This is a genomic window from Streptococcus rubneri, from assembly GCF_004785935.1.
GTDB lineage: Bacteria > Bacillota > Bacilli > Lactobacillales > Streptococcaceae > Streptococcus > Streptococcus rubneri.
Genome location: NZ_SRRP01000001.1, coordinates 1,660,173 through 1,675,647, shown reverse-complemented (window position 1 = coordinate 1,675,647; position 15,475 = coordinate 1,660,173). Strand labels below are relative to the sequence as shown.

Below are 15,475 nucleotides of genomic sequence, written 5' to 3'. Positions count from 1 at the left end.
ACGAAACAGAATGAAATGGACTGATGTTCAAATAGAATCTTAACCAATAGAGATTCGGCTAGCAGGCCTTATGTGCAGCTCATTTGTGATGAGTCAGAGGGAACAGCACATGTTGTTCTAAGTGAGGTGGCACCGTGTCTCAGACGCCCTCGCATAGTTTTTGCTATGCGTGGGCTTTTATTTTGTACTTCAGGGAGGAAGAAAAATGACCAAGCCGATTATTTTAACTGGAGATCGCCCGACAGGGAAACTCCATATTGGACACTATGTCGGTTCATTGAAGAATCGAGTTCTTATGCAAAACGAAGACAAGTATCAAATGTTTGTCTTTTTGGCTGACCAACAAGCCCTAACGGATCATGCTAAAGACCCACAAACTATTGTGGAATCCATCGGAAACGTTGCTCTAGACTATTTAGCAGCTGGATTAGATCCAAATAAATCAACCATTTTTATTCAGAGTCAAATCCCTGAGCTAGCGGAATTGACCATGTATTACATGAATTTGGTCTCTGTTTCACGTTTGGAACGCAACCCAACTGTTAAGACAGAAATTGCCCAAAAAGGGTTCGGTGAGTCTATTCCATCTGGTTTCTTGGTGTATCCTGTTTCTCAAGCTGCAGATATTACCGCCTTTAAAGCCAATCTGGTACCTGTTGGGACAGACCAAAAGCCCATGATTGAGCAAACACGTGAAATCGTCCGTTCTTTTAACCATGCTTATCATTGTGATGTCTTGGTTGAACCAGAGGGAATTTTCCCAGAAAATGAGGCAGCGGGTCGTTTGCCTGGTCTGGATGGGAATGCCAAAATGTCCAAATCTCTTGGCAATGGTATCTATTTAGCGGATGATATGGACACCTTGAAGAAAAAGGTGATGAGTATGTATACAGATCCTGAGCATATTCGTGTCGAAGATCCAGGAAAAATTGAAGGAAATATGGTTTTCCATTATTTGGATGTTTTTGGCAAAGAAGAAGATCAGGCGACCATTCAAGACATGAAAGACCATTACCAACGGGGTGGTTTAGGGGATGTTAAAACCAAACGCTATCTTTTAGAAATTCTTGAGAGAGAGTTGGGTCCTATTCGCGAACGGCGGATTGAATTTGCTAAAGATATGGGTCAAGTCTATGACATGCTTCAAAAAGGTAGTGAAGTAGCCCGTTCGGTTGCAGCAGAAACGCTTGATCAAGTCAAGTCTGCCATGGGATTAAACTATTTCAAGTAAGTTCTTGATATTGAGATGATTCAATAAAATAAATGATTCAAAAGAGGTACCAACACCTCTTTTTGAAATATTGTACAAATGATTGACAAATTATCTTAGAATGGTATGATATTATCAATCAAAAAAGACGAGCTTGGCTCAAAAAGAAAGAAAAGAGGAAAATGGGAATGTCAAATTGGGACACTAAATTTTTGAAAAAAGGTTATACCTTCGATGATGTATTGCTCATTCCAGCTGAAAGTCATGTATTACCAAACGATGCAGATCTTCGTACAAAATTGGCGGATAACCTTGTGTTGAATATCCCAATCATCACAGCTGCGATGGATACAGTCACTGAAAGCCAAATGGCTATTGCCATTGCCCGTGCTGGAGGACTTGGGGTTATTCACAAAAATATGTCCATTGCCCAACAAGCAGATGAAGTTCGTAAAGTAAAACGCTCTGAAAACGGCGTTATCATTGACCCATTTTTCTTAACACCTGAACATACCATTGCTGAAGCCGATGAACTCATGGGACGGTACCGTATCAGTGGTGTTCCTGTGGTTGAAACCTTGGAAAATCGTAAACTAGTTGGGATTTTGACCAACCGCGATTTACGTTTTATTTCTGATTATGATCAACCAATTTCAAATCATATGACTAGCGAGAATCTAGTAACTGCACCAGTCGGTACTGATTTAGAGACCGCTGAACGGATTCTCCAAGAACACCGCATTGAAAAATTGCCGTTGGTAGATGAGAATGGTCGTTTGTCAGGTTTGATTACCATTAAAGATATCGAAAAAGTTATTGAGTTTCCAAATGCAGCTAAAGACGAATTTGGTCGTCTTTTAGTAGCAGGTGCTGTCGGAGTTACATCTGACACTTTTGAGCGTGCGGAAGCATTATTTGAAGCTGGTGCGGATGCCATTGTCATCGATACAGCCCATGGTCATTCTGCAGGGGTTCTTCGTAAAATTGCTGAAATTCGTGCTCATTTCCCAGATCGCACCTTGATTGCAGGTAATATTGCTACAGCTGAGGGAGCGCGTGCTCTCTATGATGCAGGTGTTGATGTTGTTAAGGTTGGGATTGGGCCAGGTTCTATCTGTACGACTCGTGTGATTGCAGGTGTTGGGGTTCCACAAGTTACTGCGATTTATGATGCAGCTGCTGTTGCGCGTGAATATGGCAAAACCATTATAGCGGATGGTGGTATCAAATATTCAGGTGATATCGTGAAAGCTTTGGCTGCGGGTGGTCATGCAGTTATGCTTGGTTCCATGTTTGCCGGAACAGACGAAGCTCCAGGGGAAACTGAAATTTTCCAAGGTCGTAAATTTAAGACATACCGTGGTATGGGATCTATTGCAGCAATGAAGAAAGGTTCAAGTGACCGCTACTTCCAAGGTTCTGTCAATGAAGCTAACAAATTGGTTCCAGAAGGAATCGAAGGTCGGGTTGCTTATAAAGGATCAGCAGCTGATATCGTTTTCCAAATGATTGGTGGTATTCGTTCTGGTATGGGCTATGTTGGAGCTGCCAACCTTCAAGAATTGCATGAAAATGCGCAATTTGTTGAAATGTCCGGGGCAGGTTTGAAAGAAAGCCATCCACATGATGTTCAAATTACCAACGAAGCACCAAACTACTCCGTTCAATAAAAAAGAAATAGTGTGAAATCCTCTGATTTCACACTATTTTTGTGTCAAAAATATGTAAACTTAATTTTACAACTCTGTCAATTATTCGTCAATTTGACCTGAGTGAATATTAAAGACTTTTAAGTCTTCAGGCAAGTCTTTTAGGTGATCTAAGGTAGTAGTTGTGATAAATGTTTGGATGTCACGAGAGATAACTTCTAGTAAATGTAGTTGACGATTATTGTCAAGTTCACTCATTACATCGTCTAAGAGTAAAATCGGCTTTTCCTTCGTCAAGGATTCAATTAATGAAATCTCTGCAAGTTTTAACGAAAGAACAACACTGCGGTGCTGGCCTTGGCTTCCAAAGGTAGCATTCATTTCATTGATATAAAAATTGATATCATCTCGGTGAGGGCCGACACTGGTTGTTTTTTTGATGAGATCCTTTGTCCGATTTTCTCGAAGTAATTTGATAAAGGTTGGGCGAAGTGTCTGTTCATCTTGAAAAGGAACAGAGGAATTATACCGAATGGTGAGTTTTTCAGTTTGATTGGAAATTTCAAAATGTTTTTCCTGGCCAAAATCCTCTAATTTTTTAAGAAAATCTTTTCGATGGATGCAGACCCGGCTACCATAATCTGCCAATTGCTCATCTAAAACATCCAAAAAGGTGGGATCAACTGTATTCGCTGTTTTCAAGTAACTGTTGCGTTGCTTTAAAACGTGATGATAGGCTGTTAAATCGGATAGATAGACAGGTTTCATCTGTCCTAAATCAATATCGATAAACTTTCTACGAAGAGCGGGTGCACCTTTTACAAGTTGTAAATCCTCTGGTGCAAAGAGAACCACATTCATGTTGCCGACATATGTTGATAACTTACTTTGTTTTAAGTGGTTCACTTTAGTGATTCTTCCTTTTGAAGATAAGGAAATTTCTAAAGGTAGGGAACCAGTCTTTCTTTCTAAAATACCAGAAACGGTAAATTGCTCCTGTTGGAAATGAATTAAATCTTTATCAGAACGGGTACGATGGCTACGGGTCAAGGCTAAAAAGTAGATGGACTCAAGGAGATTGGTTTTGCCTTGAGCATTTTGGCCTAAGAAAATATTCAAACCGGAGTGGAATTGGAGATCTACTTCTTTATAATTTCGAAATTTTTGAATATGTATGGATTTAAGCCACATATTATGTTCCTGGGAAACGAATAGGCTTCCGCTTATTCTCTTCTTTTTTGGTTTTAGAATGTTTTTTTTGTTCTTGGTTTAATTTCTTCACCAATTGAGCAACACGTTCTTTTTCTAGTTTGTCCGCTTGGTGTTCTTTGATTTCTTCAGGACTAGGTTGAAGAATCGTTATAACATCTTCAGTACCAATGACTTTGATTTCATCTCCAACTCGTAATTTACGTCCTCTTCTTGCTTCAGGCTCATCATTTACAACTACTTGATTTTCAAGTAAAAAAGTCTTAATAGCTCCTCCACTATGGATGATTCCAAGTTCTTTAAATAGGGCTTGTAATGTGATAAATTCATCAAATAATTTATAATTCATAGTTCACCTCAATGATAGCTATTATATCATAAAACCCTCAAAAAATGGGATCGATGGGATAGACTGTAAACGTTTTTTAATCAGTCTAGGAAAGATTTTGGGGGGATTTCATGATATAATGAAGAGTAATATTAGTTAGAATGAGGATGATAATGGAATTAGTTACTGGTGTCAACATCCATTTTATTAAATCAGGAAAATTCAAGACCAACCAAATTAAAGTTCGTTTCTCTGCTCCACTGTCTGAGAAAACGATGGCTGGTCGTGTTTTAGCTTCGAGAATGATTGAAACAGCTAATCAACTATACCCCACTTCTCAACAATTTAGAGAACAATTGGCTAACTTATATGGAGCTAATTTTTCAACATCTGTTTCAAAACGGGGACAAATGCATTATATTGACATTCATCTGTCCTATGTTCGGGATGCCTTTTTAAGTAAGAAAAATGTGTTAACAGACCAAATGTTGGAGTTACTTAAGGTATCATTGAATGCCCCTCTTGCTGAAAATGATCGTTTTGACTCAGAGACCTTCTCGGTAGAGAAAAAAAATCTAATCACTGAACTAGAGGCTGAGATTGAAAATCACTTCTATTATGCCCATCAGCAATTGAATCATTTGTTTTATGATCAAGCAGATATGAAATTAAGTAAATATGCGAGTGTTGAGCATATAAAAGATGAGGATGAAGCAACAGCTTATCAAGCTTTACAAGATATGTTAAAGTCAGATCGAATTGATTTTTTCTTTATGGGTGATTTCAACGAACTAGCAGTGATTGAGAAATTAGAGAAACTTCATTTACAACCTCGTCAATTAGATGTCAATTTATTTTATCAACAGCCCTTTTCAAATGTTGTCAGAGAGGGGTTGGAACAAAGAGACATCCACCAATCAATTTTGGAATTAGGCTATCATTTTCCAGTTCGCTATGGAGAGAGGGAACATTTTGCTCTGATTGTTCTCAATGGATTACTTGGTGCTTTCTCTCACTCTAAATTGTTTACTACTATTCGAGAAAAAGAGGGATTGGCTTATACGATTTCGAGTCATTTTGATATTTTTTCAAATTTTTTGCGAATCTATGCGGGCATTGATCGAAAAAATCGAACTCGAACGATGACCTTAATGAGTAGACAAATTAACGATCTCAAAAGAGGTAAGTTTACAACTGAAGAAATAAACTTGACAAAGGAAATGATTATTAATGCTGCTAAGTTGTCCCAAGATCGACCAGGTACCTTACTTGAGAGAGCCTATTTACAAACTGTATTAGGGAAACAATTCTTGTCAATTGAGGACTGGATTCAAGCAATTGAAGAAGTGACAAAGGAAGAGATGACGACGGTTGCGAAATCCCTTAAGTTGCAGTCGGTATACTTTATGGAAGGAAGAGAATGAGTAGTACAAGATTAGAAAAAAAAGAATACCCTGCTGTAGGAGAATCTGTTTATCAAACAACTTTACAAAATGGGTTAAAACTTTATCTAATTCCAAAAGATGATTTCAATGAAACGTATGCAATGATTTCTACGAAATTTGGATCGGTTGACACCTGCTTTACAATCGGTCCTTCGAAAGATAAAAAGGAATACCCAGCTGGAATCGCTCATTTTTTGGAACACAAATTATTTGAGGATAAGGATGGGAAGGATTATTTACAGCACTTTGTTCGTTTAGGTTCGGAAAGTAATGCTTTTACTAGCTTTACACAGACGAGTTATCTATTTTCGACGACCTCGAATGTATCTGAAAATCTCAGATTATTGTTAGAAATGGTTCAAACCCTTCATCTTTCTGAAGGTTCACTTGAAAAGGAACGCTTGATAATTCAGCAAGAAATTGAGATGTACCAAGATAATCCTGATTATCAATTGTTTTTTAGAGCACTTGCTAACTTATACCCCAATACTCCTCTATCACAAGATATTGCTGGATCCGTTCCTTCTCTTTCCAAAATTGAAAAGTCCTCTTTACAGGAAAATTTTGATTTGTTTTACCAACCGTCAAATATGAATTTAGTAGTGGTTGGTAAATTTGATCTTGACGATATTGTCAAGGTTTTTAAAGGTTTTGAGAGTGTCACTTCCTCGAATTCTTTGCCAAATATTTCGCCTGTTATATTACATCCTGTGATTCAGAATGAAACGAGTCGGATGGAGGTTGCTTCTCCAAAATTGGCGATTGGAATTCGAGGTAGAAATTTAGTTCCTTCCCCTTTTCAATATCGTTATAAGATCATTATTAAATTACTCTTTGCTATGATGTTTGGCTGGACCTCTACACGGTTTCAATCTCTTTATGAAGTTGGAAAGATTGACAACTCCTTGACACTGGAAGTAGAAGTTGAATCTTCTTTCCACTTTGTCATGTTAACGATGGATACCATAGAACCAGTTAGTATTTCTCATCAATTTCGAACAGCTATTAAGAATTTCGAAAAGGATCCAGATGTGACACAAGAACATTTAGATACGATTAAAAGTGAAATGTTTGGAGACTTTCTCCATGGATTGAATTCTTTGGAATATATTGCGACCCAATTTAATCCACTTAAATCAGGTGAAAATCTCTTTGATCTACCAAAAATTTTACAGAGTATTTCTTTACAGGATGTTGTCAAAATTGGTAGAGAGTTTGTCAACTCCTGTGATATGACGGACTTCATCATTTTCCCTAAATGATTATATAACAGTTGTTTTGTTATTTTTTCGATTTAAATCAACAAAACTACTTGTCAAGTAGTTGTAACTTATATTGTAAACTAGTAAGGAGACTAGAATGAAAAAAGAAAATATTCCTAATGCTTTAACATTTATTCGTATTGTTTTTATTCCTATTTTTATTCTCATATTAATGTTTGGCAAAAGCTATGCTTGGCATGTGGTAGCAGCCATTGTTTTTGCTGTTGCCAGTATTACAGATTACTTAGATGGTTACCTGGCTCGTAAATGGCAAGTAGTCAGTAACTTTGGTAAATTTGCAGATCCTATGGCCGATAAGCTGTTAGTTATGTCTGCCTTTATCATGATGATTGAGTTAAAAATGGTGTCAGGATGGATTGCAACTGTCATTATTTGTCGTGAATTAGCTGTTACTGGTCTTCGTTTATTATTAGTGGAGACAGGGGGAGTTGTTTTACCAGCAGCTATGCCTGGAAAAATAAAAACTTTTTCTCAAATGTTTGCCATTATCTTCCTTCTCTTGCATTGGAATTTATTGGGACAACTAACACTATATGTAGCACTCATCTTTACAATCTATTCTGGATATGAATACTTCAAAGGTAGTGCCTACCTCTTTAAAGATACCTTTAGATAGATGAATAATATTATTGAAGTTCGAAACCTTTCTTTTAAATACCAAAAATCAGAAGATGTTTATCAGCTAAATGAGGCATCGTTTCACGTGAAACAAGGGGAATGGTTATCTATTATTGGACACAATGGAAGCGGAAAATCAACTGTGGTCCGCTTGATTGATGGTCTGTTAGAGCCAGAAGCTGGTGAAATCTATATATCAGGAGATTTGTTAACGTCTGACAATGTTTGGGATAAACGAAGCGAAATTGGAATGGTGTTTCAGAATCCTGATAACCAGTTTGTTGGGGCTACAGTAGAAGATGATGTAGCCTTTGGGTTGGAGAACCAAGGGATTCCTAGAGATCAAATGGTTCAACGAGTACACGATGCTCTAAAAATGGTCCACATGGAGGAGTTTAAAGATCGTGAACCCGCTAGATTATCCGGTGGACAAAAGCAACGGGTGGCGATTGCAGGAATTATTGCCTTACGACCCAAAATCATTATTTTAGATGAAGCGACTAGTATGTTGGATCCTGAAGGACGTTTGGAACTGATTCGAACGGTTCGAGAAGTCAAAGAACGATACGGATTAACGGTTATTTCTATTACGCATGATTTAGAAGAAGTATCCTTGAGTGACCGGGTTATCTTATTTGAAAAAGGGAAAGCAACCTTGGATGTTACTCCAAGAGAGCTCTTTTCCAGAGATGACTTAGAAAAAATTGGATTAGAAGAACCCTTTGCCAATCAATTACGAAGCATGTTACATCAAAAAGGTTTTCCAGTTGGAGAAACCTATCAGACTGAAGGAGAGCTAGAAAAACGATTATGGGAATTGCTTTAAAACAGCTTAGTTACACCTATCAAGAAGGCACTCCCTTTGAGGGGGCCGCTCTTTTTGATGTGAATATAGAAATACCGAGTGGTTCTTATACAGCTCTAATTGGACATACTGGAAGTGGAAAATCGACTATCCTCCAGTTATTAAATGGTCTTCTTTTACCCAGTCGCGGGGAAGTCCAAATGAATGATTTGTCCATTAGTTCAGAGTCTTCTCAAAAAGAGTTAAAAAATCTTCGAAAAAAGGTGGGCCTTGTTTTTCAATTTCCAGAAAGTCAACTCTTTGCTGAAACCGTGGTAAAAGATGTTGCATTTGGTCCACAAAATTTTGGAGTGGACCAAGAGTCTGCTGAGAGACTTGCTAAGGAGAAATTGCAACTAGTTGGACTCTCTGAAGATTTATTTGAACGGAGCCCTTTTGAATTATCTGGTGGTCAAATGAGACGGGTTGCTATTGCAGGTATTTTGGCGATGGAACCTGAAATTTTGGTACTGGATGAGCCAACGGCTGGATTAGATCCACTTGGGAGAAGGGAACTGATGAAGTTGTTTGCATCGCTTCATCGTGCTGGTATGACCATCATTCTTGTCAGTCATTCTATGGAAGATGTAGCGGAATATGCAAATTTTGTATATGTTTTGGAAAAAGGACGGATTGTGATGTCTGGACATCCAAAGGAAGTATTTCAGGATGTAGAAGGATTAGAACAAATTCAATTGGGTGTACCGAAAGTAACAAAATTTGCTTGGCGCTTGCGCAATAAAGGATTATCCTTTCCAACTTTACCGATTACATTGGAGGAATTTAAGGAGTTAATTGGACATGAATAGTATGATTTTAGGAAGATATGTTCCAGGGAACTCGGTTCTTCATCGTATGGATCCAAGAGCAAAATTATTGGGCCTCTTCTTGTTGATTTATATCCTTTTTTGGGCTAATAATGGTATGACCAATATTCTTTTATTCCTACTCGCATTCAGTTTGATTTTCATTGCTAAAATCCCCCTTCGTTTTTTTATTAATGGCTTTAAATCAATGGTTTTTATCATAGCTTTTACAACCTTTTTTCAGTTGTTTGCAAGCACTGACGGGACCCTCCTATTCCAATTTCATTTCTTTAAGATAACGGACCTAGGATTGGTTAGAGCAGGAGTAATTTTCTGTCGCTTTATTCTTATTGTTGTCTTTTCTACCATCTTAACCCTGACTACTACTCCATTAAGCTTAGCCGATGCGGTGGAAAAGCTCTTAACTCCCTTTAAACTGATAAAAGTTCCAGCTCATGAAATTGGTCTCATGCTTTCGATGAGTCTCCGTTTCGTTCCAACTTTAATGGATGATACGCAAAGAATAATGAATGCTCAGAGGGCTAGAGGAGTAGATTTTGGAGAAGGGAACCTACTACAGAAGATTCGATCCTTCATCCCTATTCTAATTCCACTATTTGCTTCTAGTCTTAAACGTGCGGATGCTCTTGCGATAGCTATGGAGGCAAGAGGGTACAAAGGTGGAGAAGGAAGAAGTCGTTATCGCCAATTAAAATGGAAGCTTGTAGATAGTCTAGCTATTTGTTTCTTGTTTTTAGTAGGATATCTTATTTTTATACTAAAAAGTTAGGATAGCACCACTATATAATGGGTCTTTTTAGTCAAAAATCATAAAAAAACGCTAGTTATAGCGTTTTTTGCATCAAAAATACATTCATTTGTAATCTTTGTAATATAAATTATAACTAACTGTAACAATTAATGTGTAAGATAGTATTATGTTCGAAAGGAGAATGTATTGATGAACACAAAAAAAGTCCAATGGACATTGACTTCTGTCGTATCAGCTCTATCACTTTTTGTTACAAGTTTCGTAGTGAATGCTGAAACATATGAAGTAAAAACTGGTGATACTTTATCACAGATTGCTATTGAAAATAACACAACCGTTCAAAAACTTGTTGAATTGAACCAATTGAGCAATAAAGACTTGATTCATGCTGGTCAAATTATTGAGCTTGGTGAACGTTCAAATTCACTTCTTAATACAGTGAAACCTGCTACTGCTAGTCAAGCACAAGCAACACAGGTGACACAAGCGACAACGGCACAAGTCCAAGCAGGAAATACAACATATAATGCAGCGCCAGCTGTTACTTCTAGTAATGGGATTGTTCTTGCTAATGGGAATACAGCAGGTGAAACAGGAGCATACGCAGCTGCTCGGATGGCAGAATTGACTGGCGTACCAGCCTCAACATGGGAAGCTATTATTGCTCGCGAATCGAACGGTCAAGTAAATGCAGCAAATGCTTCAGGTGCTAGTGGTCTTTTCCAAACTATGCCAGGTTGGGGATCAACAGCTACAGTGGATGATCAAATCCAATCAGCTTACAATGCCTATTCTAACCAAGGACTTTCAGCTTGGGGATATTAAAAACAAAAGAGGGATTCCCCTCTTTTTATTTTGTTTCTTACCTTGACAAGCATGGGAAAGACTTGTAAAGAAAAATAACTGTGTTCGTCAACCTTGCTGAAGCATGGCTACTCTTATCCATGCGTGATTTCATACGTAAAAAAGGTTTACAAATTTGTAAACCTTTTTTATTAACTTAAATGACTGAGTAAATCTAGGGGAGAGTCTATGATGATGTCAGGAGTCTCCTCTTTTAATTGATCTAGAGGTGCAAACCCCCAACTGACTGCGATCGTATGGATACCAATGTTTTTTCCACCAATAATATCAAACTTAGTATCCCCAATAATACAAGCCTCTGCTGGAGGGATCTGATAATCTGTCATGACCCGTTGGATGATATCTGCCTTGTGCATAGATCCTGGGATAGAACCATAAATCCCCTCAAAGTAATCACTAATTCCTAGTGAATGGGCTATTTCGTGACTCACTTCCTGATTCTTAGAGGTGGTAATGAATAAGTGATAACCCAATCCCTTCAATTGATGAAGGAGTTCTTTGATAGATGGGTAGAGATAGGTTTGTTGTTGGCCAGTTTCTTTGTAATAAGTACGATAGAGCTCGACAGCTTTTGACTGTAGCTCCTTTGGGACATGGTTTGCAAAAGTAACTTCCAGGGGTGGACCGATAAAGGTTCGAAGGGTTTCTTTGTCAGGAGCCGGAACTCCTAGTTGTTTAAAAGTATGTAGAAAGGTTGTTTCAATTCCTTCTGCGCTATCGACTAAGGTTCCATCCAAGTCGAAACATAGATACTTCATAGATTACTCTCCAAAAATTTCTTGTTGCAGTCGTTTTCCAGTCGGAGTAGCTGCTAGACCGCCTTCAGCAGTTTCTCTAAAGGCAGTTGGTAGGCTTGATCCGACCTGATACATAGCATCGATGACTTCATCAACAGGGATTTTGGATTCAATTCCTGCCAGAGCCATATCCGCTGCAATATAAGCATAGCTAGCTCCCATAGCATTTCGTTTCACACAAGGAACCTCCACCAGTCCTGCAACGGGATCACAAATCAATCCTAACATGTTTTTGATGACGAAACAAATGGCTTGACTAGCTTGGTAGGGACTTCCTCCCGCTGCTAGAGTTAAAGCTGCTGCGCTCATAGCAGATGCTGACCCAACCTCTGCTTGACAGCCTCCTTCGGCTCCAGAAATAGATGCATTATTGGCAATAACGAGACCAAAGGCCCCTGCGGCCAATAAGAACTCCAATTGTTGGTGTTCATCTAAATGTAGTTTCTCAATCGCTGAAGTAAGAACAGCAGGTAAGCAACCAGCTGATCCAGCAGTGGGAGTAGCACAGACCAAGCCCATTTTTGCATTGTGTTCGTTGACAGCAATAGCATTTTTGGCAGCGGTTAGGACAGTATAGTCAGAGAGGGCTTTTCCAGATCGAATATAGCGATCTAGTTTTGCAGCATCTCCTCCAGTCAAGCCACTTCGAGAAAGTTGGTCATTGAGTCCAAGATGAACGGATTCTTTCATGACTTCGAGGTTTCGAGTCATAAGGGTCAGAACTTCTTCACGCTCGCGACCAGTTAGTTCAAACTCAGTTGCAATCATTAATTCTGCGACATTTCCTTCATAGTGGAGGGTCGCTTGCTCAACTAGTTCGGTAATTGAATAAAACATGGGGTCTCCTTATTGAAAGAAATTCACATTGTGTAAATGAGGAATTTGACGGATTAACTCAATCGCTTCGTCACAATTTCGAGAATCTACTTCAATGATCATAATAGCCTTTTCTCCGGCTTTTTCGCGGGTAACGTTCATTTGAGCGATATTGATATCATAGCGAGAAAGGGCTTCTGTGACATGGGCGATCATCCCAGGAACGTCTTGGTGAACGATAATAATTGTTGGGGTATTCATGTTTAGAGAAATTGCAAAGCCATTTAACTCGGTAACTTGTATGTTTCCCCCACCAATGGAAATTCCTGTGACGGAGATGGTTTTGTGCTCATTTTTCACCGTTATGGTCGTTGTATTTGGATGAGGAGCATTGCTCTCCTTTTGAATGGACCAGACGATTCGAATTCCTCTTTCATGTGCAATTTCAAGACTATTTGGGATTCTTGGATCATCTGTATCCATGCCTAAAATTCCAGCTACAAGGGCCAAGTCTGTCCCGTGACCACGATAGGTTTTGGCAAAGGAATTAAACAACTGAAATTCAACTTCTGTTGGATCCTCTCCAAAAATTGAAGAGACAATTTTTCCAATACGAACAGCTCCAGCAGTATGGCTACTAGAAGGTCCAATCATAACCGGTCCAATAATATCAAATACAGATTGGAATTTAAGCGAATTCATCAGTCAGCTCCTTAGGGTTTCTTTTCTTTCATTATAACAAATCTAGGGCATGTTTTCTTCTATTTAAGAGGGAAATTTTGTTTTAAACTTAAAAGATACTTAAAACTAGTTTATTTGAGGTTTTTTATTCTTACTAACATATTGTTGAAATATTTGACGTGATTTCATAAAATTTCTGAAACATTTCTTCTGTAAGATAAAGAACATACAGAAAAGGAGTGTAAAACTATGAATATAAAAATGTCTGTAAAACGTGTTATCGGACTGAGCTTATTATCAGGAATGTTTATTCCCGTCCTCGCCAGTGCAGAATCTTACACTGTAAAGTCAGGTGATACCTTATCAGCTATTGCTAAAGAGAAGAATACAACGGTTGATGCGATTGCTAAGAAAAATAAGATTAGCAATGTAAATCTCATTACAGTTGGTCAGGTTTTAGAGATTGAAGATGAGAAGGCAACAACTAATACTACAGAGCAAGCTGCGACTAGTAAAGCTAACACTACACAAGCAACAACTACGGTATCTGCTTCAGATGGCTTGAGTTCCGAAGATGCAGCGGCTAAAGAATGGATTGCCCAGAAAGAATCAAGTGGCAGTTACACAGCGCAAAATGGCCAATATTATGGTCGTTATCAGTTATCCCTTTCTTATTTAAACGGTGATTTATCCGAAGCAAATCAGGAAAAAGTAGCCAATCAATATGTTGTCAACCGCTATGGTTCATGGTCGGCAGCTAAAAACTTCTGGCTGGCCAATGGTTGGTATTAAAGTAGATGAAAGAGTTCAGCAATTGGACTCTTTTTGATTTACATATTTGTAAACGTCTAGATACAATAGTCAATAAGTAGAATGGCATGATGCTTGTTTTCTACTATAAAGCGTGTTACAATTGATAATGCTCAAAACGACCTTCAATCGTTGAAGCAAACCACGACCTTCAATCGTGAGAAACGAAAAGATGGGAGAAACCTATGAGTGATAACTCGAAAACACGTGTTGTTGTTGGTATGAGTGGCGGTGTCGATTCATCTGTAACGGCTTTGTTGTTAAAACAACAGGGCTACGATGTCATTGGCATCTTCATGAAAAACTGGGACGACACAGACGAAAATGGCGTCTGTACAGCTACGGAAGATTACAAAGATGTAGCAGCAGTTGCAGACCAAATTGGCGTTCCTTACTATTCTGTCAACTTTGAGAAAGAATACTGGGATCGCGTCTTTGAATACTTCCTTGCAGAATACCGTGCAGGCCGCACACCAAATCCGGATGTCATGTGTAATAAAGAAATCAAATTTAAGGCCTTCTTAGATTATGCCATGACACTTGGTGCCGATTATGTAGCCACAGGACATTATGCACGCGTGGCGCGTGATGAGGATGGCATTGTCCATATGCTACGCGGCGTTGACAATGGAAAGGATCAAACTTATTTCCTAAGCCAGTTGTCACAAGAACAACTTCAAAAAACCATGTTCCCATTGGGACATTTGGAAAAGCCTGAGGTTCGTCGTTTAGCAGAAGAGGCAGGATTAGCAACAGCTAAAAAGAAAGATTCCACTGGAATCTGCTTTATCGGAGAAAAGAATTTCAAAGAGTTTCTAAGTAACTACCTCCCTGCCCAACCAGGTCGAATGATGACCGTAGATGGACGGGATATGGGCGAACATGCCGGTTTAATGTATTACACGATCGGTCAACGGGGTGGTCTTGGAATTGGTGGTCAACAAGGTGGAGACAATGCCCCTTGGTTTGTCGTTGGTAAAGATCTGAGTCAAAATATTTTGTATGTCGGTCAAGGTTTCTATCATGAAGCGCTGATGTCAACAAGTTTACAAGCTAGTCAAGTTCACTTTACACGAGAGATGCCAGAAGAGTTTACACTGGAGTGTACAGCTAAGTTCCGCTATCGCCAGCCAGATTCCAAGGTGACGGTTCATGTCAAGGGTGACAAGGCTGAGGTTATTTTTGCAGAACCTCAACGGGCCATTACGCCAGGTCAGGCTGTTGTCTTTTATGATGGTGAAGAGTGTCTCGGTGGTGGACTAATTGACAATGCTTACCGAGATGGTAAAGTTTGTCAGTATATTTAAATTGACAAATATTCTCAATTTGCTACAATAATAAAA

Annotated in this window: 16 protein-coding genes and 1 other annotated feature (1 of these 17 running past the window's edge); of the genes, 11 read left to right on the top strand and 5 right to left on the bottom strand. The window is 38.8% G+C overall.

Translation table 11 applies throughout. The features are described 5' to 3' along the window. Nucleotides 1-154, top strand: a binding site (T-box leader) (it extends 72 nt beyond the left edge of the window). A 51-nt stretch (nucleotides 155-205) separates the two neighbouring features. After that, entirely contained in the window at nucleotides 206-1,231 is a 1,026-nt protein-coding gene (gene trpS / locus E5S68_RS08015; protein ID WP_135783059.1) for a tryptophan--tRNA ligase, read from the top strand. A gap of 167 nt (nucleotides 1,232-1,398) precedes the next feature. Then, a complete protein-coding gene (gene guaB, locus E5S68_RS08010) occupies nucleotides 1,399-2,880 on the top strand; it encodes an IMP dehydrogenase (protein ID WP_048691005.1) in 1,482 nt (493 codons plus the stop codon). A gap of 81 nt (nucleotides 2,881-2,961) precedes the next feature. On the opposite strand, the gene recF is transcribed toward guaB, so the two are convergent. Together recF and yaaA are read right to left on the bottom strand one after the other, a co-directional pair. Further along, nucleotides 2,962-4,050 carry a DNA replication/repair protein RecF gene (gene recF, locus E5S68_RS08005; RefSeq protein ID WP_135783058.1) on the bottom strand — a complete coding sequence of 363 codons (1,089 nt, stop codon included), beginning with the start codon at nucleotides 4,048-4,050 and terminating at the stop codon, nucleotides 2,962-2,964. Between the two features lies 1 nt (nucleotide 4,051). Then, nucleotides 4,052-4,417, bottom strand: coding sequence for a S4 domain-containing protein YaaA (yaaA, locus tag E5S68_RS08000; protein ID WP_135783057.1), 366 nt, complete (start codon nucleotides 4,415-4,417; stop codon nucleotides 4,052-4,054). Between the two features lie 152 nt (nucleotides 4,418-4,569). Between yaaA and yfmF the strand changes: the two genes are divergently transcribed. The 7 genes from yfmF (at nucleotide 4,570) to E5S68_RS07965 (ending at nucleotide 10,989) form a co-directional block, all read left to right on the top strand. Beyond that, nucleotides 4,570-5,820 carry an EF-P 5-aminopentanol modification-associated protein YfmF gene (gene yfmF, locus E5S68_RS07995; RefSeq protein ID WP_135783056.1) on the top strand — a complete coding sequence of 417 codons (1,251 nt, stop codon included), beginning with the start codon at nucleotides 4,570-4,572 and terminating at the stop codon, nucleotides 5,818-5,820. Then, a complete protein-coding gene (yfmH, locus tag E5S68_RS07990) occupies nucleotides 5,817-7,103 on the top strand; it encodes an EF-P 5-aminopentanol modification-associated protein YfmH (RefSeq protein WP_135783055.1) in 1,287 nt (428 codons plus the stop codon). Before yfmF ends, yfmH begins: the two co-directional genes overlap by 4 nt. A gap of 97 nt (nucleotides 7,104-7,200) precedes the next feature. Further along, nucleotides 7,201-7,740 (top strand): CDP-diacylglycerol--glycerol-3-phosphate 3-phosphatidyltransferase, encoded by a 540-nt coding sequence (pgsA, locus tag E5S68_RS07985; protein WP_135783054.1) that lies wholly within the window; start codon nucleotides 7,201-7,203, stop codon nucleotides 7,738-7,740. Then, nucleotides 7,741-8,568, top strand: a complete 828-nt coding sequence (locus E5S68_RS07980; RefSeq protein WP_135783053.1) for an energy-coupling factor ABC transporter ATP-binding protein — start codon at nucleotides 7,741-7,743, stop codon at nucleotides 8,566-8,568. Continuing rightward, a complete protein-coding gene (locus E5S68_RS07975) occupies nucleotides 8,553-9,395 on the top strand; it encodes an energy-coupling factor ABC transporter ATP-binding protein (protein ID WP_135783052.1) in 843 nt (280 codons plus the stop codon). Before E5S68_RS07980 ends, E5S68_RS07975 begins: the two co-directional genes overlap by 16 nt. Further along, nucleotides 9,388-10,182, top strand: coding sequence for an energy-coupling factor transporter transmembrane component T family protein (locus E5S68_RS07970; protein ID WP_135783051.1), 795 nt, complete (start codon nucleotides 9,388-9,390; stop codon nucleotides 10,180-10,182). The genes E5S68_RS07975 and E5S68_RS07970 overlap by 8 nt, the downstream gene beginning before the upstream one ends. A 171-nt stretch (nucleotides 10,183-10,353) precedes the next feature. After that, a complete protein-coding gene (locus E5S68_RS07965) occupies nucleotides 10,354-10,989 on the top strand; it encodes a LysM peptidoglycan-binding domain-containing protein (protein WP_135783050.1) in 636 nt (211 codons plus the stop codon). Nucleotides 10,990-11,159: 170 nt separating this feature from the next. On the opposite strand, the gene E5S68_RS07960 is transcribed toward E5S68_RS07965, so the two are convergent. Genes E5S68_RS07960 through sdaAB form a run of 3 tightly spaced genes read right to left on the bottom strand, consistent with a single transcriptional unit; the run spans nucleotide 11,160 to nucleotide 13,343 of the window. Then, nucleotides 11,160-11,786, bottom strand: coding sequence for an HAD-IA family hydrolase (locus tag E5S68_RS07960; protein WP_135783049.1), 627 nt, complete (start codon nucleotides 11,784-11,786; stop codon nucleotides 11,160-11,162). Nucleotides 11,787-11,789: 3 nt separating this feature from the next. Further along, entirely contained in the window at nucleotides 11,790-12,662 is an 873-nt protein-coding gene (gene sdaAA, locus E5S68_RS07955) for an L-serine ammonia-lyase, iron-sulfur-dependent, subunit alpha (protein ID WP_135783048.1), read from the bottom strand. A 9-nt stretch (nucleotides 12,663-12,671) separates the two neighbouring features. Next, nucleotides 12,672-13,343, bottom strand: a complete 672-nt coding sequence (gene sdaAB, locus E5S68_RS07950) for an L-serine ammonia-lyase, iron-sulfur-dependent subunit beta (protein ID WP_023024775.1) — start codon at nucleotides 13,341-13,343, stop codon at nucleotides 12,672-12,674. A gap of 228 nt (nucleotides 13,344-13,571) precedes the next feature. Here sdaAB and apf point away from each other — a divergent pair, with 228 nt between their 5' ends. Together apf and mnmA are read left to right on the top strand one after the other, a co-directional pair. Then, on the top strand, nucleotides 13,572-14,114 hold the full coding sequence (gene apf, locus E5S68_RS07945; protein WP_135783047.1) for an aggregation-promoting factor: 543 nt from the start codon (nucleotides 13,572-13,574) through the stop codon (nucleotides 14,112-14,114). Nucleotides 14,115-14,317: 203 nt separating this feature from the next. After that, the gene (gene mnmA, locus E5S68_RS07940; protein ID WP_009731911.1) at nucleotides 14,318-15,439 is read left to right on the top strand and encodes a tRNA 2-thiouridine(34) synthase MnmA; all 1,122 of its coding nucleotides are present in this window, start codon (nucleotides 14,318-14,320) and stop codon (nucleotides 15,437-15,439) included. The last annotated feature ends 36 nt before the right edge of the window (nucleotides 15,440-15,475 follow it).

Bases quoted from the DNA above. Each gene is read 5' to 3' on its own strand.
- trpS (WP_135783059.1), top strand. From the start codon at position 206: ATGACCAAGCCGATTATTTTAACTGGAGATCGCCCGACAGGGAAACTC.
- guaB (WP_048691005.1), top strand. From the start codon at position 1,399: ATGTCAAATTGGGACACTAAATTTTTGAAAAAAGGTTATACCTTCGAT.
- recF (WP_135783058.1), bottom strand. From the start codon at position 4,050: ATGTGGCTTAAATCCATACATATTCAAAAATTTCGAAATTATAAAGAA.
- yaaA (WP_135783057.1), bottom strand. From the start codon at position 4,417: ATGAATTATAAATTATTTGATGAATTTATCACATTACAAGCCCTATTT.
- yfmF (WP_135783056.1), top strand. From the start codon at position 4,570: ATGGAATTAGTTACTGGTGTCAACATCCATTTTATTAAATCAGGAAAA.
- yfmH (WP_135783055.1), top strand. From the start codon at position 5,817: ATGAGTAGTACAAGATTAGAAAAAAAAGAATACCCTGCTGTAGGAGAA.
- pgsA (WP_135783054.1), top strand. From the start codon at position 7,201: ATGAAAAAAGAAAATATTCCTAATGCTTTAACATTTATTCGTATTGTT.
- E5S68_RS07980 (WP_135783053.1), top strand. From the start codon at position 7,741: ATGAATAATATTATTGAAGTTCGAAACCTTTCTTTTAAATACCAAAAA.
- E5S68_RS07975 (WP_135783052.1), top strand. From the start codon at position 8,553: ATGGGAATTGCTTTAAAACAGCTTAGTTACACCTATCAAGAAGGCACT.
- E5S68_RS07970 (WP_135783051.1), top strand. From the start codon at position 9,388: ATGAATAGTATGATTTTAGGAAGATATGTTCCAGGGAACTCGGTTCTT.
- E5S68_RS07965 (WP_135783050.1), top strand. From the start codon at position 10,354: ATGAACACAAAAAAAGTCCAATGGACATTGACTTCTGTCGTATCAGCT.
- E5S68_RS07960 (WP_135783049.1), bottom strand. From the start codon at position 11,786: ATGAAGTATCTATGTTTCGACTTGGATGGAACCTTAGTCGATAGCGCA.
- sdaAA (WP_135783048.1), bottom strand. From the start codon at position 12,662: ATGTTTTATTCAATTACCGAACTAGTTGAGCAAGCGACCCTCCACTAT.
- sdaAB (WP_023024775.1), bottom strand. From the start codon at position 13,343: ATGAATTCGCTTAAATTCCAATCTGTATTTGATATTATTGGACCGGTT.
- apf (WP_135783047.1), top strand. From the start codon at position 13,572: ATGAATATAAAAATGTCTGTAAAACGTGTTATCGGACTGAGCTTATTA.
- mnmA (WP_009731911.1), top strand. From the start codon at position 14,318: ATGAGTGATAACTCGAAAACACGTGTTGTTGTTGGTATGAGTGGCGGT.